At 73.5% G+C, this 20902-nt stretch carries 20 protein-coding genes and 1 tRNA gene; 8 read left to right on the plus strand and 13 right to left on the minus strand.

The window, feature by feature from the left end; translation table 11 throughout:
• Nucleotides 1–88 precede the first annotated feature (88 nt).
• The 3 genes from Sru02f_RS05235 (at nt 89) to Sru02f_RS05245 (ending at nt 2142) form a co-directional block, all read left to right on the plus strand.
• On the plus strand, nt 89–604 hold the full coding sequence (locus Sru02f_RS05235) for a hypothetical protein (RefSeq protein ID WP_109032857.1): 516 nt from the start codon (nt 89–91) through the stop codon (nt 602–604).
• 118 nt (nt 605–722) lie between these two features.
• Entirely contained in the window at nt 723–1292 is a 570-nt protein-coding gene (locus Sru02f_RS05240; protein WP_109032858.1) for a tyrosinase family oxidase copper chaperone, read from the plus strand.
• A complete protein-coding gene (locus Sru02f_RS05245) occupies nt 1276–2142 on the plus strand; it encodes a tyrosinase family protein (RefSeq protein ID WP_109032859.1) in 867 nt (288 codons plus the stop codon). The genes Sru02f_RS05240 and Sru02f_RS05245 overlap by 17 nt, the downstream gene beginning before the upstream one ends.
• 91 nt (nt 2143–2233) lie before the next feature.
• Here the strand turns inward: Sru02f_RS05245 and chpF are convergent, their stop codons facing one another.
• Nucleotides 2234–2506, minus strand: coding sequence for a chaplin ChpF (gene chpF / locus Sru02f_RS05250; protein WP_109032860.1), 273 nt, complete (start codon nt 2504–2506; stop codon nt 2234–2236).
• A 287-nt stretch (nt 2507–2793) separates the two neighbouring features.
• Between chpF and Sru02f_RS05255 the strand changes: the two genes are divergently transcribed.
• The gene (locus Sru02f_RS05255; RefSeq protein WP_109032862.1) at nt 2794–3381 is read left to right on the plus strand and encodes a DUF2087 domain-containing protein; all 588 of its coding nucleotides are present in this window, start codon (nt 2794–2796) and stop codon (nt 3379–3381) included.
• Between the two features lie 6 nt (nt 3382–3387).
• Here the strand turns inward: Sru02f_RS05255 and Sru02f_RS05260 are convergent, their stop codons facing one another.
• The 11 genes from Sru02f_RS05260 to Sru02f_RS05310 form a co-directional block, all read right to left on the minus strand.
• Complete coding sequence (locus Sru02f_RS05260) at nt 3388–4380, minus strand: D-2-hydroxyacid dehydrogenase family protein (RefSeq protein ID WP_109032863.1); 993 nt, start codon at nt 4378–4380, stop codon at nt 3388–3390.
• A gap of 56 nt (nt 4381–4436) precedes the next feature.
• Nucleotides 4437–5201, minus strand: a complete 765-nt coding sequence (locus Sru02f_RS05265; RefSeq protein ID WP_109032864.1) for a formylglycine-generating enzyme family protein — start codon at nt 5199–5201, stop codon at nt 4437–4439.
• Nucleotides 5202–5321: 120 nt separating this feature from the next.
• Nucleotides 5322–5864: a hypothetical protein gene (locus Sru02f_RS05270; RefSeq protein WP_109032865.1), complete on the minus strand. Its 543-nt coding sequence runs from the start codon at nt 5862–5864 to the stop codon at nt 5322–5324.
• A gap of 28 nt (nt 5865–5892) precedes the next feature.
• Nucleotides 5893–6894, minus strand: a complete 1002-nt coding sequence (locus Sru02f_RS05275; protein ID WP_109032866.1) for a clavaminate synthase family protein — start codon at nt 6892–6894, stop codon at nt 5893–5895.
• Nucleotides 6891–8771 (minus strand): WD40 repeat domain-containing protein, encoded by a 1881-nt coding sequence (locus tag Sru02f_RS05280; protein WP_109032867.1) that lies wholly within the window; start codon nt 8769–8771, stop codon nt 6891–6893. Before Sru02f_RS05280 ends, Sru02f_RS05275 begins: the two co-directional genes overlap by 4 nt.
• Nucleotides 8772–8870: 99 nt before the next feature.
• Complete coding sequence (locus Sru02f_RS05285; protein ID WP_373103390.1) at nt 8871–9947, minus strand: hypothetical protein; 1077 nt, start codon at nt 9945–9947, stop codon at nt 8871–8873.
• Nucleotides 9948–10023: 76 nt separating this feature from the next.
• Entirely contained in the window at nt 10024–11379 is a 1356-nt protein-coding gene (locus Sru02f_RS05290) for an MDR family MFS transporter (RefSeq protein ID WP_109032869.1), read from the minus strand.
• Nucleotides 11376–12503 (minus strand): glycosyltransferase, encoded by a 1128-nt coding sequence (locus tag Sru02f_RS05295; RefSeq protein ID WP_109032870.1) that lies wholly within the window; start codon nt 12501–12503, stop codon nt 11376–11378. Before Sru02f_RS05295 ends, Sru02f_RS05290 begins: the two co-directional genes overlap by 4 nt.
• Nucleotides 12500–13612 carry a bifunctional diaminohydroxyphosphoribosylaminopyrimidine deaminase/5-amino-6-(5-phosphoribosylamino)uracil reductase RibD gene (gene ribD / locus Sru02f_RS05300; protein ID WP_109033090.1) on the minus strand — a complete coding sequence of 371 codons (1113 nt, stop codon included), beginning with the start codon at nt 13610–13612 and terminating at the stop codon, nt 12500–12502. Before ribD ends, Sru02f_RS05295 begins: the two co-directional genes overlap by 4 nt.
• A 55-nt stretch (nt 13613–13667) precedes the next feature.
• Nucleotides 13668–14312 (minus strand): GTP cyclohydrolase II, encoded by a 645-nt coding sequence (locus Sru02f_RS05305; protein ID WP_109033091.1) that lies wholly within the window; start codon nt 14310–14312, stop codon nt 13668–13670.
• A gap of 2 nt (nt 14313–14314) precedes the next feature.
• Nucleotides 14315–14476 carry a hypothetical protein gene (locus Sru02f_RS05310; protein ID WP_159107550.1) on the minus strand — a complete coding sequence of 54 codons (162 nt, stop codon included), beginning with the start codon at nt 14474–14476 and terminating at the stop codon, nt 14315–14317.
• Nucleotides 14477–14740: 264 nt separating this feature from the next.
• Between Sru02f_RS05310 and Sru02f_RS05315 the strand changes: the two genes are divergently transcribed.
• A complete protein-coding gene (locus tag Sru02f_RS05315; protein WP_239106631.1) occupies nt 14741–15637 on the plus strand; it encodes a helix-turn-helix domain-containing protein in 897 nt (298 codons plus the stop codon).
• 69 nt (nt 15638–15706) lie between these two features.
• On the opposite strand, the gene Sru02f_RS05320 is transcribed toward Sru02f_RS05315, so the two are convergent.
• Nucleotides 15707–15779, minus strand: a tRNA-Arg gene (locus Sru02f_RS05320).
• Between the two features lie 331 nt (nt 15780–16110).
• Here Sru02f_RS05320 and Sru02f_RS05325 point away from each other — a divergent pair.
• The 3 genes from Sru02f_RS05325 (at nt 16111) to Sru02f_RS05335 (ending at nt 20703) form a co-directional block, all read left to right on the plus strand.
• A complete protein-coding gene (locus tag Sru02f_RS05325) occupies nt 16111–17718 on the plus strand; it encodes a dynamin family protein (protein WP_109032871.1) in 1608 nt (535 codons plus the stop codon).
• A 4-nt stretch (nt 17719–17722) separates the two neighbouring features.
• The gene (locus Sru02f_RS05330; protein WP_373103392.1) at nt 17723–20029 is read left to right on the plus strand and encodes a YfjP family GTPase; all 2307 of its coding nucleotides are present in this window, start codon (nt 17723–17725) and stop codon (nt 20027–20029) included.
• A gap of 203 nt (nt 20030–20232) precedes the next feature.
• The gene (locus Sru02f_RS05335) at nt 20233–20703 is read left to right on the plus strand and encodes a single-stranded DNA-binding protein (protein ID WP_109033093.1); all 471 of its coding nucleotides are present in this window, start codon (nt 20233–20235) and stop codon (nt 20701–20703) included.
• Nucleotides 20704–20902 lie beyond the last annotated feature (199 nt).

Below are 20902 nucleotides of genomic sequence, written 5' to 3' on the forward strand. Positions count from 1 at the left end.
TGTCCGTCCTGCTTCCGCCGTCCGGAGCCGTACCTCCCGCCTTCCCGAAGCCGAACCCCCCGCCTTCTCGAAAGGGACCGTGCCTGTCATGAAGCCGACCACCAGACGAACCCTGGCCGCCGTGGTCACCGGTGTGGCCGCCGCCGTCGGCGTAGCCGCGACCCCCGCCGCCGCGGCCCGCGCGGTTCCCGTGCCGGTGCCGCTGGGCGGTGCGGAGACGGCCCTCGGCATGGAGCTGCCCGAGGTGGCCGGGGAGCTGCCCGTGCCGACGGCGGGCGCGCCGGAGGGCCCGCGGTACGTCGAGGGCCGGCTGCTGCCGGAGCGGACGCTGCCGCAACTGCCGGTGCGCGGCGGGCTGCCCGGCGTCGACGTGCGCCAGCCGCTGCCGCACGTCCTCGGCGACGACTTCGACCACGCCGGTGTCGACGCCCCCGCCGCCGGACTGCGCACCCTGGCGCCGGGACTGTCCCTGGACGCCCCGCTCACCGCGCCGAACCCCGAGGCCCTCGGCCTGCCGGCGCCCAAGCTTCCCGAGGTCGGCGTGCTCGCCCCGGTGGTCCAGACGGTTCCGGTGGCCGACCTGGGCGTCGGGCCGGGCCGGTAGCCCCCGGCGGCCTCGCTCCCCGGAGCGGCCGTGCTCCGAGTGGCCCTGCGGGTGGTGACCGCGGGGCCCGCCGTTCGGTTAGCGGTGCGGACCAACCGAACCGGAAGAGGAGTGAGCCATGGTCGGCAACGCGGGCACGACGGCGAACGGCGCCGAGCGGGAGTACGCGGCGGAGGACGCGGCGAGAGGCGGGCCGGCGTCCGGCACCCGACGGCAGGTGATGCGGGGGCTGCTCGCCCCGGCCCTCGCCGTCGGCCTGGCGCCCCTGATCGCCGCCTCGCGCCCCTCCGGGGCCGCGGAGGCCGCCACCACCGGACCGCGACCCGCCCACCCCGGGCCGCACGCCGCCGAGTCCGCCGAGTCCGTTGAAGGGGCGGCCCAGGGGGTCGAGGGCGCCGCCTTCGACGAGACCTACCGCGGCCGGCGCATCCGGGGCATCCGCTCGGCCGCGGGGCGGGCGGTGGGCGCCGGTACCTGGCAGGTCACCGTGGACGGCCGGCCGCTGCACCTGATGCGCCGGGCGGACGGCAGCTGGCTGAGCATGGTCGACCACTACCGGTCGTACCCCACCCCGCTCGCCGCGGCCCGCGGCGCCGTCGACGAACTCGGTCCCGGTGAGCACCTGCGCGACACCCCGTCCACGGACCACGGCCGGCACTCCGGGGGGCGGCATGGCGTACACGCGTAAGGACGTCAGCACGCTGACCCGCACCGAGAAGCGGCGGTTCGTCAACGCGCTGCTGGAGATCAAGCGACGCGGGGAGTACGACGAGTTCGTGCGCACCCACATCGAGTACTACGTCTCCGACGGCGAGAACGGCCTGCGTACGGCGCACATGGCGCCGTCCTTCCTGCCCTGGCACCGCCGGTTCCTGCTGGACCTGGAGGAGGCGCTGCGCCGGGTGGACCCGTCGGTCACGGTGCCGTACTGGGACTGGACGAAGGACCGCAGCGCCAAGTCGGCGCCCTGGACCGCCGACCTCCTCGGCGGCACCGGGCGGCGGTCCGACCACCGGGTGACCACCGGCCCCTTCGCCCACGCCGAGGGCAACTGGACCATCAGGGAGAACGTCACCGACACCGAGTACCTCACCCGGGACCTCGGACGCTCCGCCGACCCCCTCGGCCTGCCCTCCAAGAGCGACCTGGAATGGGCGCTGGACGACCCGAAGTACGACACCTCGCCCTACGACTCCACCGTCCGCAAGGGGTTCCGCAACAAACTGGAGGGGTGGGGGGCGGGCCGCGGCAGCGTGTCCTGGCGCAACCACAACCGGGTCCACCGATGGGTCGGCGGGGCCATGGTCGGCGGCGCCTCCGTCAACGACCCGGTGTTCTGGCTGCACCACGCCTTCGTCGACCTCCAGTGGTCCCGCTGGCAGGCCCGCCACCGCGGCGCCCGCTACCTGCCCGCCGAGCCGCCCGGCCGGGGCAGCGCACAGCGCGGGCGGATCGTCGCACGGCACGAGAAGCTGCCGCCGTGGGACGTGACACCGGACGAACTGGAGGACGTCGGCCGGATCTACCGCTACGCCTGAGCACATCCGCCCCGGGGCGCGAGCACATCGGTCCCGGGTACGGGAGGAGCCCCGGCCGGGACGGCCGGGGCTCCTCGGGCGTCTTGCGGACTCAGCCGCCGTAGCCGCCGCTCTTGTCGTCGTCGTCGCCGTTTTCGCAGGTGTTGCCGAAGGCCGGGTTCAGCAGGCCGATCACGTCGATGGTGTTGCCGCAGACGTTCACCGGCACGTGCACCGGGATCTGGACGACGTTGCCGGACAGGACACCGGGCGAGCCGACGGCCGCGCCCGCCGCGCCCGCGTCCGCCATGGCCATGCCGGTGCCGCTGAGCACCACGGCTCCGGTGCCCAGGGCGACACCGGCGGCCTTCGCGATGCGAGACATCACGTTCTCCTTCTGACTCGGGGAGCGCGGCGGCAGGACGCGCCGCCGCACTGCCGGTTCAACGCACCCGGTCGCAGCGGGTCACGGGGGGAATGTGCGGATCACCCGTTTTGAACGCGTGGCCCACGGGTGGACCGGAGCGGCGGCGTCCGGCGGAAAACCGTTCCCGTGCGCACCGGTGTGTCCACTAGCCTCCCGGCATGCCGAACGACCGAGCCGACTCGTCCATCGAGGCCTCCGGGTCCTCCGAGACCTCCGAAATCCCCGAAACCTCGCAGTCTTCGTCCATGTCGTCCGCGCCGTCCGCGCTGGCGGCACTGCCCGCTCTGTTCGCCGAGGAGAGCCGGGTGCAGGCCTTCGCGGCAGTGGCGCTGGGCGCGGGCGACGCCGCTCAGGTGGCCGGGGCGGCCGGCCTCTCCGCGAAGGAGACGGCCGGCGCGCTGCGCCGACTGCGGGAGCAGGGCGTGGTGACGTCCGGGGACGACGGCGGACTCGTCGTCGCCCACGGCCGTTTCAGGGAGCTGGCCCGCGTCGGCCGTACGGAGCCGCGGGCGCCCCGGGACGCCGCCGCGGCGGGCGGCGACGGACCGGGCGACATGATCGTGCGGACCTTCGTCAGGAACGGCCGCCTGGTGCGTCTGCCCGCCCGCTGGACGCGCAAGAAGGTGGTGCTGCGGCACATCGCCGAGCAGACCTTCGCACCCGGCGTGGAGTACCCGGAGCGCACCGTCGACGAGAAGCTGCGCGCGTGGTGCGAGGACGGCGAGGTCGACCATGTGACGCTCCGGCGCCACCTGGTGGACTTCGGCCACCTGCGGCGGAGCGACGGCGTCTACGCGCGCCCGGCGGACTCCGCCCGGACCGGCACCGGCTGAGTCCGACTACGGCCGGCTCGACGCCGGCGGCGGTGCCTCGACGGGCAGCCGCCGGACGGGGGAGCCCGCGAGGTAGGCCCCGATCGCCTCGACGGCCTGGCCGTAGTACGTGGCGTAGTTGGCGCGCGAGACATAGCCCAGGTGGGGTGTCGCCAGCAGCCGCGGGGCCGTGCGCATCGGGTGGCCGGCGGGCAGCGGCTCGGTGTCGAAGACGTCCACGCCCGCACCCGCGATGCGGCCCTCGTGCAGCGCGGCGAGCAGCGCCTCCTGGTCGACGATCGCCGCGCGCGAGGTGTTGACCAGGTAGGCGGTCGGCTTGAGCAGGGCCAGTTCGGCGGGGCCGAGCAGGCCGCGGGTGCGCTCGCCCAGCGCCAGGTGGACGGAGACGAAGTCGGCGGTCCGCAGGAGCTCTTCCTTGGAGGAGGCCAGTTCCACACCGACCTCGTCGGTGCGTTCCCGGGTCAGGTTCTGGCTCCAGGCGCTCACCCGCATGCCGAAGGCCAGGCCGACCTGGGCCACCCGCCCGCCGATCTTGCCCAGGCCCAGCAGTCCGAGCCGGCGGCCGTGCAGGTCGGCGCCCACCGTCCGCTGCCAGGGGCCGCTCTCGCGCAGTCCGTTGGCCTCCTGGACGATGCCGCGGGCGAGGCCGAGCAGCAGGGCCCAGGTCAGCTCGACGGGCGGGGTCGAGGAGGAGGCCGTACCGCAGACGGTGACGCCGTGCGCGTCGGCGGCGGCGTAGTCGATCACGCTGTTGCGCATGCCGGAGGCGACCAGCAGCTTCAGCCGGGGCAGCCGCGCGATCAACGAGCCGGGGAACGGCACGCGTTCGCGCAGCGTGACCACGATGTCGGCGTCCGCGAGCGCCGCGGCGAGGGCGTCCTCGTCCGGGAAGTGGGTGCCGTGGGACACGACCTCCACCCGGTCGGCGACCGGCGACCAGTCGGCCGCCTCGGTCGCCACCCCCTGGTAGTCGTCGAGTACGGCGCAGCGCAGTCGCACGGTGGGTGGTCCCTCTCGCCGAAGGGGCAGTGGCGGCCGCCGAGTCTACCGAGGCCTCAGGCGGAGTCGGAGGCCGAGGCGGTCCCGGTGGCCGGTGCCGCCAGGCGCAGCCCGACGCCGATCGCCGCCAGGTCCGCCTCGTACGCGCTGTGCCGGCGGGCGCACCTGGCCAGGTCGCGGTCGTGCCGGAAGGCGCCACCGCGGGTGATGTGGGGGTCGAAGGCCCAGTCCTCGACCAGGGGTACGCCGGCGGGGGCGCCGGGGTACGGGGCGTACAGCGTGGAGGTCCACTCGTCCACGTTGCCCGCCATGTCCAGCACCCCGAACGGGCCGGCCCCGTCCGGGAACGAGCCGACCGGGGTGGTCGTGCCGATACCGAGGTCCACCAGGTTGGCCAGGCCGGTGCGGTACTCGTCGCCCCACGGGAACTCCCGGCCGTCGTCGCCGCGGGCCGCGCGCTCCCACTCGTCCTCGGTGGGGAGCCTGATGCCCGGATCGCCGCTCCGCTCGCCGAGCCACCGGCAGTAGGCCGACGCCGCCTCCCAGCTCACGCCGGTGACCGGATGGTCGTGCGGAGCCGTTGGCACCGGCCGGCCGGTGGCCGCGGCGAAGACGGACCACTGGCCGACCGTGACCGGGGTACGGGCGAGCCGGAAGGCCGGAAGGCGGATCTCCGTGCTCGGCGCCTCCTTGAGGTACCACTCGACCGGTACCCCGGTGTCGGCGTAACGCTCGGCCACCAGCGGAATGTCGTCCGTCGGGGTGCCCCGGCGCACCACCCCAGCCGGGATCTCCACCCAGTCCACCGGTTCGATCCGCATCGCTCCTCCTCGGCCCGTCCAACCGTCCGACGGTTCACCTGTCCAGTGCGACCACCATGATCGCGCCTGTCCGCCGGGGGCGGACCCGGCCGCGGACGGAGACGGACCGGGACTTCGGCACTAGGACCCCGCCCCCGCGTGGGCGAGGAGCGCCGCCCCGTAGGCCCGCAGGACCCGGTGCTCCCGCGCGTGGACGACGGGGACGCGGCCGCCCGGACCGGACGGGTCGCATTCGGTCACCACCGCGGCATGGCGCAGCAGCACATAGCCGTCGGACGCCGCGGCGTGGAAGGCCGACGGATTCCCGCGCGCCAACTCGGCCCACTCCTGGTGCCCTTCGCCCAGCGCCGCGCGGGACGCCTCCAGCAGGCCCGGCTCGCACAGACCCGGCCGCAGGGTGTCCACGGCGATGCCGTCCACCGTGGTGGCCAGGTCGACGCAGACCGGGCCGTCGCCCAACCGCTGTTCCCCGAGCGCGCGCAGGGCGGTCTCGGCGGCCCAGTCCTGCTCCGTGCCACGACGGGGCAGCAGGAGCGCGACGACGGGCTCGCAGGCCGGCCGCGGGCCGGCCGGCCTGCTCACTCGCCAGATCGCGCAGATCCGGCAGGAGTCCCCGAGAGCTACGGCGTTGATGTGCAGCCCCGTGATCAAGGGTGGTGACATGCCCTCGGCTCCCGGTCGACGGCGGTGCTCAGTGACTCAGCACGTGACCGTCGCCGGGGCGATGGTCACGCGAGCGTCGCAGGTCGGCCACCGCGAAGGTGCGCAGCAGCCAGCGGTCGCCCCCGTCGTAGCGCGGCCGGAAGGCCGTCCTGCCGTGCGTGGTCACCCGGTTGTCCACGATGGCGAGGTCTCCCGGCGTCAGGCGCACCGTGTGGGACGCGGCGTCGACGGCCGCCTCCAACTCGACCAGGGCCCGGCGCGCCCCGGGCGTCACGGCAGTGGTGGCGGAGAAGTCCACCCGCAGGTCCGGGTCCTCCGGGTCGCCGGTCAGCACCGGGCGTGGCGGCGTGGTCCCGGCGGCCGTCCCGAAGGAGGGCGGCGGCTGGGTGCTGAACTCCGGGCGGAACAGCGCCTCCCGGGTCCGCTCCGACAGCACGGGGAGCGCCTGGCGTATCGAACCGGTGCGCAGTCCCGCCGCTCCGTCGTGGTCGGCGCGCAGGCACAGCAGCATCACGAAGTCCGGGCGGTGCACGTGGAAGGCGTTCTCCACGTGGAAGGAGAGCAGAGTGGAGCCCGCGTTGCCCTCGAAGTCCTCCTTGCCCGGCACCGGCACCACGTCCTGCACCAGCGCGCCGGACTTCTCCGGGGCGTAGGCGGCCGGGTCGCCCAGACCACCGGCCGCGGTCATCAGCAGGGTGGCGGCAGGCACCGTCGCCTCCCGGCGGACGGAGCCGTCCGCCGTCGGGGTGGGCGGAAGCAGCGCCTCGTCCACCGGAAGGCCGGTGACCAGCATCACCCCGCACTCGCCCGAGTTCCGGCGGAAGGCACGGACGGCCGCTCGAAGGCGGACCGGCAGCTCCTCCCAGCCCTCGCGGGCCGCGGCGGTCGTCTCCGGGTCGTCGAGGCCGCCACCGGCGGCCCGGCACACGCGCTCCGCGGCCCGCCGTACCACCGCCGTCTCGGCCTCGAACAGGGCGAGCGACGCGGGGGCGCCGACCGGCAGGCTCAGGGAAGGGCTCAGGGAGGTCATCGGGAACCCTCCCCGACCCGCCAGTCCGTGGCGGGCTCGGCCTGGGCCGGCGGCCGGGCGGGGTCGGCGTCCGGCGTCCAGGTGAACACCTTGCTGTCCCAGGAGGCGGTGACCGCGTCGTCGCCGAGCCAGCAGACCGCGCTCACCGCGCTGCCGTGTCCCTCCAGCACGTGCTGGTGGAGCGGGGCCAGCGTCTTCGGGTCGAGGACCCACAGCCGGCCGGTGAAGTCGTAGGAGCCCGTGACGAGCAGGGGCTCGCCGCCCGGGTGCCAGGCCGCGCACTTGGCCGACTCGTCATGGCCGACCAGCACCTGGAGCAGTTCCCCGGTCTCCAGGTCGTAGATGCGGCTGGTGCGGTCGCGGGAGACCGTGGCGAGCAGCGCCCTGCCCGCCACGGTGGTCACGGACCCGCCGTTGATCAGCTCGCCGTGGCCGCCGAAGGAGCGGATCAGCGTGCCCTCGGTGGTGATGAGGTGGGCCCGGCGGTCGGTCGAGTAGGTGACCAGCCGGTCCGCGTCCACCCAGGAAACGTCCTTGATGGCGCCGTCGTGGCCCGCGTAGTGCACCCCGGGGACCAGTTCGCGCCCCGTCCAGGCGTACAGGTCGAGCCCGCCCTCGTAGTCGGCGACCGCCAGCCGCTTCCCGTCCGGCGACCACGCGGCCCGGTTCACGGGGTGCTCGCGCTGCACGGCGGCGACGTCGCGTCCGGTCACGGCGTCGGCCACGCCCACCCGCCCGGAGAACGATCCGTAGGCGACGAGCCCCGGCAGCTCGGCCGAGACGGCGACCGTGTTGACCAGACTGCCGTTGCCGACCGGTACCTCGGTCGCGGTGGCGCCGCGGTGGCCCCAGACCCGGATCGTGCCGTTGTCGCCGCCCGCCGCCAGCACCTCGCCGGCGGCCGAGACGTGATTGACGCCGTGCGTGGGCACCGACGCCTCCAGCGTGATCTCCCGCACCTCGTCGGGCAGGGCGTCCGCGGGGATCTCGGGCACGTCGATCACGGCGGGCCGGGCCGAGAAGGTGCCCGCGACCACGGTCCTGCCGTCCGCGGACCAGTCCACCGCGCGGGGCCACAGGTGCGCGCCGTACCAGCGCACCAGCGGGCGGCAGTCGGCGATGTCCCAGAGGGTGATCGTGCTGTCGTAGGCGCCGATGACGATCCGTGAGCCGTCCTGGGACCAGGCGACCGACTTCACGGCGGCGGTGTACGGGCCGACCTTGGTGACCAGCTCGCCGTCGGTGCGCACGATGTGCACGAAGCCGTCGTCGCAGCTGGCGGCGAGCAGGGTTCCGTCGGGGGACCAGCGGCACATCTCCGCGTGACCGGCCTGGGGCAGGTCGCGCAGCAGGGAGCCGTCGGTGTCCCAGAGGCGGATGGTGGCGTCCTCGCCGCAGCTGGCCAGGACACCCGTGGGCGCGGCGTCGACCGACATGCAGTGGTCGGCGTGGAAGATGACCCCCTCCTGGAGCACACCGGTACGGATGTCCCAGATCCGGCCCGTACCGTCCTGCGAGACGGTGACCAGGCGGTTCTCGTCCAGCCAGGCCAGTGCGTTGAGGTCGTCGGGCTGCCGGGCGAGCAGCTGGACCTGACGGCCCGTGGACACCTCCCAGACACGGCAGGTCTTGTCGGCCGACCCGCTGGCGAGGAGCCGGCCCGAGGGGGAGAACCGCACCCCGTTGACCAGCCGTGAGTGACGGCCCACCCAGCGGGGGGACGTACCGGAGCGGTCCCACAGGACCACCCGGCCGTCGTACCCCGCGCTGGCGTAGTGGGTGCCGTCGGGGCTGAACGCCACGGTGGTCTGGGGAGAGGCGTGGACGGCCGCGCTGTTGCTCGCGGCCTGCGGGTGGAACACGTCGACTGTCCGCATGGTCTTCTCGAACTCCTGACAGAGCAGTTGGAAGGAACAGAGAGCAGAGAGAGCAGAGAGGGGGGAAGAGAGGGGGAGGGGGCAGGGCGTGCCGCCGGGTCAGTCGCGCGTGGCAGTGGCCAGTTCCGCTCCCGCGCGCAGGCCCTCCTCGGTCAGCCTGCGCAGCGGCTCCGTGACCCGGTGCAGCAGGGGAAGTCCCACGACCTGGGCCAGACCGCCCAGCGGGATGGTCTCGACGGCCCGCGCGCGGACCGCGGGGTCCGGGCCCCGGGATCCGGCGTCCGTGGGGGCGGGAAGGCGTTCCAGGGTGATGCCGTACAGGACGGCCGCCGTCCACGCCGCGGTCGCGTGGTGGATGTGCAGCCCGGCGCCCGCGAGGTCGCGCAGCAGCGCCGCCGGCGTCGGTTCGCGCCGGGCCGCCTCCCGGACCAGGACCGGATCGACGCCCGTCCGTTGGACGGCCTCGTCCCAGTAGGCCTTGGTGTAGCGGCCGCCGGGGCCCGTCGGGACGATTCCGTAGACGTGCCCCTTGAAGAAGTGGGGGTAGAAGTCCAGCGCTCCGAGGGTGGAAGAACCCCGGTGGCCCCCGGCCGCGTCGTCCGCGAAGCACGGCGAGAACCGGGGCCCCTGCACGTCGTTGCCCACGAGGCTGTCACCGCCCCGGTGCTCCACCAGGTTGGGGACGGCGATGAAGAGTGCTCGGCCGCGTTCCCGCAGGAACGCGCTCAGGGCCTCGTCGTCCGGGGGCGTGCCGTGCGCGAGCAGCCGCCGTGCGTGGTCGGCGAAGTCGGCGGCCAGGGCGCGGGGGAGGACCACGGCCAGCGAGGGCGCGTACTCGTCCGGGATGGCCCGGGCCCAGCCGGCGCCACTGAGCGCGGCGAGCCGTACGGCGGAGCCGTTCCAGTGGTTCCAGTTGCTGTAGAAGGCGATCGGATCGTCCGGGCGGCTGCGGACGGCCTCCGCGACCAGGTCCAGGAAGTTCTCGGCGGGTACGACGTCGTCCTGGAGCACGAGTCGGTGACGTGCCTCGCCGTACGGGCCGGCCCACGCGGCGGCCGCGGTGCGCAGGGGGCCCGGCGGCCCCTCCGGGTCCGGGTCGAGGACGAGGGCACGGTCGTCGCCGTGCAGTCGGGCGAGCAGGGCCTCCGCCTGGTCCCGTCGCCGGGGGTGGGCCATGACCCTGATGCCGGGGAGGCGGGGGCGGTGCGGGCGGGAGCGGGGGGGAGGCCGTGGGCACCGGCCGAGGTCTGCGTCATGTCACATCCTTGGTGGACACGGGGCGGGTGCTCTCGCCCGGCCCCAGGTCGAGGGAGGCCGCTTCGTCACTCGGGTGGCCCGGCGGGGGAGCACCGGTCTGCGCTCCCCGGGGAGTGGGGCCGGGCCGGTCGGCGGGCGCGATCCGGTACGCGGTGGCCTGGATGCCGATCGCCGCGAGCAGGGCGATCCCACCGAACGCGGCGCACACCCACAGCGCCCCGCGGTCCAGCACGAACCCGGCGAGCAGCGGGATGAAGAGGCCGGAGATCGCCCAGGAGAGCTGGAAGAGCGACATGTAACGGCCGCGGATCGCCGCCGGAGCGCTGCTCGCCACCAGGGCGTTGGCCGCGGGCAGGCTGATCATCTCGCCCAGCGTGAAGGTCAGCATCACGGGGACGAGCACCACGATCGCCGTGGTGGCCGGCACCTTGGTCACCAGGTAGAGGCCGGTGAAGACCACGACGAAGATCAGCCCGGAGCGCACGATCAGCCGCTGCCGCGGAACGTGGGACACCCTCGCCGTCACCGGCATCTGCGCCAGCATGATGGCGACGCTGTTGATCCCGAGGAAGAGGGCCGGTGTCCAGTCGGGCAGCTCCATGATCTCCACGGCGTAGGCGGGCAGGATCGTCGAGGGCAGGGCCCAGGCGAAGGTGAGGAGCATGAAGAAGAAGCAGAACCCGGTGAACGCGTGATCCGTGAAGGCGTCCCGCCAGCCGGGGGCCGGCCGGCCGGGGTCCTCCTCCGTGGCCCCGGGCTCCGGGCCCGGCCGGGTCGCCGGGATCCGGACTCCGGCCAGCAGCACCGCGGCCACGAGTGACGTGACCACGTTCAGGGCCAGCACCAGGTCGGCCGCCCCGTGGCCGAAGACGACGGTCAGTCCGGAGCTGGCCAGGGCCCCGGTGGCCACGGTGAAGTTCTTGATGGTCCCGACCGCGGCATAGGTGGCGTCCAGCTTGCGGCCCGAGGCCAGATCCACCACGATCACCGGCCAACTCGCCCAGTACAGGCGGTCACCGGTCATGACCAGGAACGTGGCCACCGCGATCAGCGTCCACTCGGAGGCGAACGGGTAGAGGCCGTAGCCCAGCGCCGTGACCAGGTTGCTGGAGACCAGCACGGCCTTCGGGGAGAACCGGTCGACCAGCCAGCCGGCCAGCAGCGCCGTCGGCAGGGCGGCGAGTGTGCCCGCGCTGACCGCCGAACCGATGGCCGAGAAGGACAGCCCGGTGTTGTACGAGAAGTAGAGGAACGCCAGCGGGGCGAACAGACCCCAGCCGAAGGTGTCGATGAACACGGAGGAGAAGATGCGGCCGCGCTGCGGGATGCGGGGCAGGCCCAGACTGATCACGTCGTGCGCTCCCCGGTCTCGGGCCGTACCTTGTGCCAGGTGTCGCGGCCGGTCGCCAGCTCCCAGACCGCGCGCCAGGCCGACGTCGACTCCAGGAGTTCGAACGGCAGCAGCAGGGCCCAGCCCGAGCCGATCCGCAGCACCTCCCACACCGGGTCGCGCGAGACGCTGCGGACGCGCAGTGCCTCGCCGAGGAGCAGTGCGGCGGCGGGCAGGCGCAGCGCGCGGTAGCGCACGGCCGCGGCCGTCACCGGCAGCACGCCGAGCTGGCCGAGCAGGCTGAGGGTCATCAGCGCCACGGCGGTCCGCGGCCGGGCCGGCAGTGGCTTCCCGCGCAGGAAGCGGACCCCGATGTCCAGTTGGCCGCGGATCCACCGGGTGCGCTGCCGCAGCGCGGGCCCGACCACCGAGGTGCGGGTCCCGTACGAGAAGGAGACGATGCGTCCCATGCGCACTCCGGCGGCGGCGGCCCGCACCGCCCACTCGTACAGCTCCTCCACGCCGTCCTCGCTGAGCGGCCCGACCTCGCTCAGGGCCGTACGGCGGAAGTAGACCGAACTGCCGAGGAGCATGTGCATGCCGGTCCGGCGATTGACGTACTCCATGGCGCCGAAGAACGCCGCCGACTGGGCGAGCGTGATCCGGTTGACCAGGTCACCGCCCGCCTCGGGCAGCTCGATGGCGTCGACGACGTCCAGGCCGCGGGCGTCGAGCGCGGCCACGGCCTGCCGCAGCTGGCGCGGGTCCGGGACGGTGTCCGCGTCGTACAGGGCGACGAACGGGTCGTCGACCGAACGCAGCGCGTGGTTCAGGGCCTTGGCCTTCGGTGTCATCGAGGGCACCGGCACGACCCGCAGCCCGCCGCCGAAGTCCGCCCGCGCCGACGCGGCGACGTTCTCGGCGGCCGCCACGTCCTCGGGGTACCGGGCGTCGACGAGCCAGCACACGGTCAGCCTGTCGTGCGGATAGTCCAGGGACCGGAGCATGTCGGCGGAGCGTCGCAGGATCGCGGCGGTCTCCCGGTAGAAGGGGACGAGGACCGTGACCGGGGGGAGCGCCGACGTGGCGGCCCCTGGGTGTTCCCGGGGTGTGAGACGGGCGTTGGGGAGGAGAAATCCGGTCACCGTGTCCCTCCGGTCCTGACGGGAGGCCGCAGTTCGATCCGCAGGTCGGGTCCGATCCGGTCCACCGAGGTGATGCGGAACCGGTGCGCCTCGCGGATCGACCCGATCCCGAGCGGTCCGGTGGCGCTGACTCCCTCGGAACCCAGGAGGAGGGGCGCGACATAGGCGACGACGCGGTCGACGAGCCCGGCGCGGACGAAGGAGGCGGCGAGTGCGGGGCCGCCTTCGACCAGCACGGACCGCACCCCCCGGCCGTCCAGCGCGGCGAGCAGGTCGGGGGGCGGGAAGTGCCCGCGCGCGTCGGTCTTCAGACGCAACACGTCGGTGTTGTTGCTGTTGCTGTTGCTTTCGTCTTCGCCTTCGCCTTCGCCGGGGTCGGCGGTTCCGGTGGCCGGATCGGTCACCACGAGCGTCGGGGCCGCGCCGTCCAGCAGCCGGGAGTCCGGCGGCAGCTCACCGCGGGCGTCCAGCGCGATCCGCAGGGGAGGGTGCCCCACGACGTCGTGACGCAGGTCGAGCCGGGGATCGTCGGACCGCCAGGTGCCCGAGCCGACGAGGACCGCGTCGTGCCGGGCGCGCAGTTCGTGGGCGTCCGCCCGGGACTCGGCCGAGCTGATCCAGCGGGCGGAGCCGTCGGCGGCGGCGCTGCGGCCGTCCAGGGTCGCGGCGAACTTCCAGGTGACGAAGGGGCGTCCGACGCGTACGGCGGTGAGCCACATCTCCAGTACGGCCTCGGCCTCGGCCCGGAGGACCCCGCCGACGACCTCGACCCCGGCGTCGGCCAGCCGTCTCGCGCCGCCGGCCGCGATCCGGTTCGGGTCCGCCACCGCGTACAGGACGCGGCGGACCCCGGCCTCGATCAGGGCCCTGGAGCAGGGCCCGGTGCGGCCCTGGTGGTCGCAGGGTTCGAGGGTGACCACGGCGGTGGTCCCGCGGTGCCGCCCCCGAGCCCGCCGCAGCGCGTCGACCTCCGCGTGCGGGGTGCCCGGCCCCCGGTGGACACCGGTCGCGACCGTCGCGCCCTCCGCGTCGAGCAGTACGCAGCCGACCGCGGGATTCGAACCGGTCGACCCCACCTCGGCCCCGGCCAGCTCCAGCGCCCGGCGCATGGCGGCCAGTTCCCGCGGGGCGACCGCGGCCGGCTCCTCGGGGCGGCCGAGCCCCTCAGACCTCGAGCGCATGACCGGCTCGTTCGCGCTTGGCCGTCAGGTAGGCCTGATTGTTCTCATTGACGAAGGTCCCCGTGGCGACGACGTCCGATATGACAACGCCGTGCGAACGGAGCTGGTTTCCCTTCTCCGGGTTGTTGGACAGCAGACGGATTCTGGGCACGCCCAGAGCGCTCAGCATCTCGGCCGCCACCCGGTAGTCCCGCAGATCATGGCTGAAATTGAGCACTGCATTCGCTTCGAAGGTGTCCAGGCCCCCGTCCTGCAGCAGGTAGGCGTCGAACTTGTTGTACAGCCCGATACCGCGCCCCTCCTGTCGCAGATACAGGATGATGCCGCCTTCGTGGGAGCACATGGCGAGTGCCTCGTGAAGTTGTGGACCGCAGTCGCAGCGCTGAGATCCGAAGACGTCACCGGTGAGGCATTCGGAATGCAAACGCACCAGTGGATCGCTCTTCCTTTCCCAGCCCGGCATAAGGAGCGCGACGTGCTCGCGACCGTCGTGCAGTCCGTCGAAACTGACCATGGTGCTCGCCCGGCGTCCCAGGCCGGGGACGTCGATGGGAACCTCCACCCGGGCTCTCACCTGCACGGCGGGGGAGGGTGCGACGATCACGTCTTCGTTCTCTTCGGTGCGCATGGTCATCCCCACTGCGAGTCGTCCGTCGAATCGGTGAAGGCAGAGATCTCGAACTGCGATTCGTGCTGCGCTGTGTCAGTAAATGCGGCGAACGCTCCCAGAGAAAGGAACGCGGAAAGGGTGAACGCGGCGATCGCCGTGCGTAAAGGCGCGGTCTTGAACATACAGCTGCCCCCTGTTTTCGCCCGCCATCAATGCCGGGTCGAGTTGCCGTGATGTCTGCTGAAGATCTTCTGTCCCGCACCGGCCTTGTGCCAAGAGGAAAATGTGGCATGATCATGCATTGCCGGAATCTGAAGGATGTACAGATGTGTGTGAAACTGGACATACCGAACAATATTCAGGTGCTTGAGATCTGCCAGAAGGGGTTGCACTTCTATGCGCGAATTTTGAAAGGACGCTCAATAAATCAGGAAATCCCGGAGTGCTTGACGAGCCTGGGTCTTCTGCGGCGGGCGCCCGACGGCGGGGTGGTGGCCATTCCGCCGGGGCTGGCCGCCGGCGGCATCGTGCGGCCCCTGGAGGCGGCCATCGGCCGTCAGCAGCACGCGCTCGACGCGGTCCACGCCTCGATCCACCGCGCCGAGCAGGTCTACCGCGACAGCTACCGCGAGGACGGGGTGCAGGCCGCGCGGGTCATCAGCGGGGCGGACGTCATCAGCACCACCCTCGCCTCGGCCGTGGACTCCTGCCAGGAGGAACTCCTCACCGCCCAGCCCGGCGGCGGCCGACCGCAGGAACTCCTGGCCAAGGCCCTCGCCAGCGACCTGCCGGCGCTCCGGCGCGGGGTGCGGCAGCGCACGATCTACCAGCACACCATCCGCACCCACAACCCCACCCTCTTCTACGTCGAGCAGATCTCCGCCGCCGGGGCGGAAGTCCGTACGCTGGACGAGGTCTTCGACCGGATCATCGTCTGCGACCAGCGCATCGCCTTCGTCCCCGACCCTGGTGAACGGCGCAGCCAGACCGCCCTGGCGATAGAGCACCCGGGTCTCATCCGCTACCTCGTCGGCATGTTCGAGCACGCCTGGGAGCGGGCCACTCCGCTCCGCTACTCCCCCGGGGCGCACCGCCCGCCCCTGCTGGCCGACGAGACTCGCCGGTCCGTCCTGCAGCTGATGGTGAACGGCTACACGGACGAGGCCATCGCCGGGCGGCTCGGTATGAGCGTGCGGACCGTGGCCACCCATGTGCGCAAGGCGTCGGAGGCCTTCGGCAGTCGCAGCCGCGCCCAGTTGGCCTTCCTCATCGCCAAGACCGGCGTACTCGACGAAGGGCCCGTGCGGGCGGGTGACGACCCGTCGGCCCTCGCGGCCGACTGACCCGCACCGGCGGGGCGAGGCGTAGTCCGCGCCGGAGGAGGTGCCCTCCTGGAGGGAGGGGTGTCCCGGCGCCCCCGGCAGGACTCGAACCTGCGGCCAAGCGCTTAGAAGGCGCCTGCTCTATCCACTGAGCTACGGGGGCCTGGTGTGGTGGCCTCGGTCGTGCGTGCCCGGGTGTGGGCCGGTCCGTGACCTCGCCGGGGACAAGGATAGGGCTCCCGGCTCCATGTCCCGGACGCTTCCCCTCCGTGGCTCGATGTGGAGGTTCGGTGAAGCGATCCCGATAATCGCAGGCAGTTACGAATCGTGCATCGCTTTTGGCGCCTCGCGCATCGGGTGTTGTCCACTCGTTATGCCTGGCCTGTCCTCGCGTCCCAGTAGTCCCTTCCGTCCGGAGTGTCCGGTCGGCGCGCAGACATGCTCATCATGCTCATATGCTTCAGAATTCCCTCAAAATTGGGCATTCTTCACATGTGGTGACCTTGGACGTACGGCCTCAGCTGCTCGACGCACTCTCCGCCCTGCGCGACCGTGTCGCGGCCGCACGCTTCCCGCTGCCCCTCGCGGGGGCCCCACGCGCGCGTGCCAACCGTGACGAACTGCTCGCCCAGCTCGACGACTACCTGGTGCCCCGCCTGAAGGAGCCCGAAGCGCCGTTGCTGGCCGTGGTGGGCGGATCCACCGGCGCCGGAAAGTCGACGCTGGTGAACTCCCTGGTGGGACGCCGGGTCAGCGAGGCGGGTGTGCTGCGGCCAACGACCCGTACGCCGGTCCTGGTCTGCCACCCGGAGGACCACCACTGGTTCAGCGGCATGCGGGTGCTGCCCGACCTCACGCGCGTGTGGGTGCCCCACCGGGACCCGGACGACGACCTGCTGCTGCCCGGCGAGAACCCCGCGCGCGTGCTGCGGGTCGAGACCGCCGACACCCTGCCGCCCGGCATCGCCCTCCTGGACGCGCCCGACGTCGACTCCCTCGTCGCCGACAACCGCGTCCTGGCGGCCGAACTGATCTGCGCCGCCGACATCTGGGTGATGGTCACCACGGCCGCGCGGTACGCCGACGCGGTGCCCTGGCACCTGCTGCGCACCGCCAAGGAGTACGACGCCACCCTGGTCACCGTGCTCGACCGGGTGCCCCACCAGGTGGTGTCCGAGGTGTCGCGGCAGTACGGGGCCCTGCTCACCAAGGCCGGCCTCGGCGACGTCCCCCGCTTCACGGTCCCCGAACTGCCCGAGTCGGCCTGGGGCGGCGGCCTGCTGCCGGCCAGCGCCGTGGCACCGCTGCGCTCCTGGCTCGTCCACCGGGCCCAGGAACTCGAGGCCCGGCACCACGCCATGGCCCGCACGGCGCACGGCATCCTGGACTCGCTCAGGTCCCGGATGCCCGAGCTGGCCGGTGCCACCGCCGCGCAGTACGCCGCCGCGCTGCGGCTCACCGCCGCCGTCGACGGCGCCTACGACGCTGAGCACGCGCGCGTGCGGGGCCGGTTGCAGGCGGGCGCCGTGCTCGCCGGGGACGCGCTCAAGCGCTGGCGGGCCTTCCCCCTCGACTGCTCGCCGGAAGAGCTCCTCGACTCGCTGGTGGAGAGCCTGAGCGCCCTGCTGCTGTGCGCCGTCACGGCCGCCGACGAAAGCGTCGACGAGGCCTGGCGGCACGAACCGGCCGCGGGCGCCCCCGGACTCGCGGACCACGTCCCCGCGCCGGAGAGCGCCGAGCAACGCATCGGGGTGGCCGTACGGCGCTGGCGGCGCGAGCTGGAGGAGTACGCCGAGGACGAGGTGCGCGAGCTGGACCGGAACCTGGCCCCGGACCCCGGGGTGGTGGCCGGTCTGGTCGCCACCGTGCTGCTGGGCGGGCGGCGGGCACGCGTCGCCGGGGAACGGCTCGCCGAGCGGATCGGCGCCCACGGCGCGCTGCGGCTGCGCGACCGGGGCGGGCGGCTGCTCGAGGAACACGTCGACCGGGTCATGCACGTCGAGCGCGAGCGCAGGCTGGCGCCGCTCGACGGTCTCGAAGTGCACCCCGAGCCGCAGGCAGAGCTCATCGCCGCGCTGTCCGTACTGCAGAAGGAGAGGTGACCCGGTGACCGCCGTCACTGACCAGGACCCCACCGAGCACACGACGAAGGAGGCGGCGCGGCCGGACCGTACCGGCGATTCGGACACCCGGGACGAGCGGGACCGGGGGGATCGCGGAGACCCCGGGGACGGCCGGGACGGCCGGGACGAAAGGGACCGCCGGGGCCGCCGGGACGACCGGAATGACCGGGAACGCCGAGAGCACCGAGACAGCCGGGACGGTCGGGACAGTAGGGACGGCCGGGACGAGGAGAGCCTCGCCGAGAAGGCGGTCCTCCGTGAGCGCGCCGGGCGGAAGGGCGTCGGCCGGGAGCGCGCCACCGGGGATGTCCCGGACGCCGGGGATGCCGGGGACGTCGCGGACGCCGGGCGCGGGACGCGTCGGCGGGAACGCGGGAGCGAGCGCTCCGGCGACGGCTCCCGCGCGCGCGTGCCGGACGACCTCACCGGTGCGCACCGCCGCGCTGAACGCGCGGAACGCGCGGAGCGCGCCGATGCCCCGGCCGACGGTTCGGCCAACGGTCCGGCCGCTTCCGGCGACGGGGGCGGGGGCGGGGGCGGGGAGGAAGCCTGGGGCGACGGGCTGATCGCACGGCGGGTGGACGAGAACGGCGGGGCCGAGCAGTTCGCCGTCCTGCCGAGCAGGCCCGCCGCCTCCTCGGCCGCCCTGATGCCGCTCGCCTACGACGGGAACCTCAGGTCGCGCCTGGACGCGCTGCGCGAACTGGTGGGCCTCTCCCGGACCCGGCTCGACAGCGCGACCCTGGCCGAGGCGGGCCGCGTCCTGGACGAGGCCGCCGCGCGGCGCAGGCTCTCCGGACAGCACACCGTCGTCGCCATCGCCGGCGCGACCGGCAGCGGCAAGTCGCAGCTGTTCAACACCCTCGCCGGGGTGACGATCTCCGAGACCGGTGTCCGCCGGCCGACCACCGCCGCGCCCATCGCGTGCAGTTGGAGCGACGGCGCGGCCAGCCTCCTCGACCGGCTCGGCATCCCCGGCCGGCTGCGCCGCCGGCCGCTCCAGCACCCGGACTCCGAGTCACCGCTGCGCGGACTGGTCCTGATCGACCTGCCCGACCACGACTCGGCCGCCGTGCAGCACCGCGAACAGGTGGACCGCATCCTGGCGCTGGTCGACGCCGTCATCTGGGTCGTCGACCCGGAGAAGTACGCCGACGCCGTACTCCACGAGCGCTATCTGCGGCCGATGGCCGGCCACGCGGAGGTCACCCTCGTCGTCCTCAACCAGGTCGACCGGCTGCCCGGGGAGGCCGCCGAGCAGGTCCTCGACGACCTGCGGCGCCTGCTCGACGAGGACGGCATCGCGCTGGGCGAGTACGGCGAACCCGGCGCGACCGTGCTCGCCCTGTCCGCGCTCACCGGGGAGGGCGTCGGTGAACTGCGCGAGACGCTCGGCCAGTTCGTCGCCGAGCGGCAGGCCCCGGCCCGCCGTATCGCGGCCGACGTGGACGCCGCCGCCCGGCACCTGCGCCCCGTGTACGTCACGGGGCGGCGCACCGGGCTCAGCGAGGAGGCGCGCGAGGAGTTCGCGGACCGGCTGGCCGACGCGGTGGGCGCCACCGCGGCGGGCGAGGCCGCCGAACGCGCCTGGCTGCGCAACGCCAACCGGGCCTGCGGGACACCCTGGCTGCGGCTGTGGCGCTGGTACCACGACCGGCGCGATCCCGTCACGGGACGGCTGTCGACGCGCGCCCAGACGGACGAGGAGGCCACGGCGCGTCAGCGCGTCGAACAGGCGGTGCGCACGGTCTCGGACCGGGCGTCGGCCGGACTGCCGGCACCGTGGGCGCTGGCGATGCGCGAAGCGGCCGTCCGCGGCGCCCAGGGGCTCCCCGAGGCCCTCGACGAGCTGGCGGTGCGCGCGGGGCTGCCGCCGGGGCGTCCGCCGAGGCCCGGATGGTGGCCGGTGGCGGTCCTCGCCCAGGCGACCATGACCCTGCTCCAGGTGGTGGGCGGCCTGTGGCTGCTCGGCCAGATCATCGGCTTCGTGCCGCCGAACCTGGGCGTGCCCGTGCTGCTGATGGTGGCCGGCATCGTCGGCGGCCCCCTCATCGAATGGAGCTGCCGCCTGGCGGCCCGCGGCCCCGCCCGGCGCTACGGCCATGAGGCGGAACGCCTGTTGCGGGAGGCGGCCGCGGGGTGCGGCCGGGCCAGGGTGCTGGATCCGCTCGCGGCGGAACTGCTGCGGTACCGCGAGGTGCGGGAACAGTACGCGCGGGTCACGGGAGCGGGCCTGGGGGCAGGGACAGGGGCAGGGGCAGGGGCAGGGATGGGGACGGCGACGAGGTAGCGGCGCGCGTCCGCGGCTGCCACCGGGTGGCTCGACGGCCGCCACCCGTGCGGGTGGCGGAGTTCTCCACAGGCGCCGGGCCGGTCCACAGCCCTCGGCGGACCGGCCCGGGCGCGGGCAATCTGGCCTCCACGGCGATCGCGACGGACGCGGTCGCCCCGGCCGCCGTACGGGACAGACCCGTGCGGGAGGGAGGACTCGCGATGAACGAGACGATGATCTGCGCGGTGGGGAACGTGGCCACCACACCGGTCTTCCGCGACCTGGCGAACGGACCGTCGGTGCGCTTCCGGCTCGCGGTCACCGCGCGCTACTGGGACCGCGAGAAGAGCGCCTGGACGGACGGGCACACCAACTTCTTCACGGTGTGGGCCAACCGGCAGCTCGCCAGCAACGCCTCCGGGTCACTGGCGGTGGGCGACCCCGTCGTCGTGCAGGGCAGGCTGAAGGTGCGCACCGATGTGCGCGAGGGGCAGAGCCGGACTTCGGCCGACATCGACGCGGTGGCGATCGGCCACGATCTCGCCCGCGGCACGGCGGCGTTCCGGCGCACCGGCAGGACGGAGGCGTCGACCTCCCCGCCCCAGCCGGAACCCAACTGGGAGGCCCCGGCCGGGGGCACGCCGGGGGAGCCGGTCCCCGAACAGCGGCCGGACCCCGTCCCGGTGGGATGAGGCGAACCCGGGCGGGACGGACAGGATGGATTTGTCGATAATCCCTGTTCGAAAACGCTCTCGGCGATAACGATTCCGATTCGGATCACCGCGGGGACGACGATCACCGGCGAGCCCGGTCCCTCACGTCCTTAGGATGCCGAACGAGCCTTGTGAGGCTGCTGATTCTGCTGGTGGGACCGTTCCCCCCACGCCAACG

This window comes from Streptomyces rubrogriseus (genome assembly GCF_027947575.1).
Lineage (GTDB): Bacteria > Actinomycetota > Actinomycetes > Streptomycetales > Streptomycetaceae > Streptomyces > Streptomyces rubrogriseus.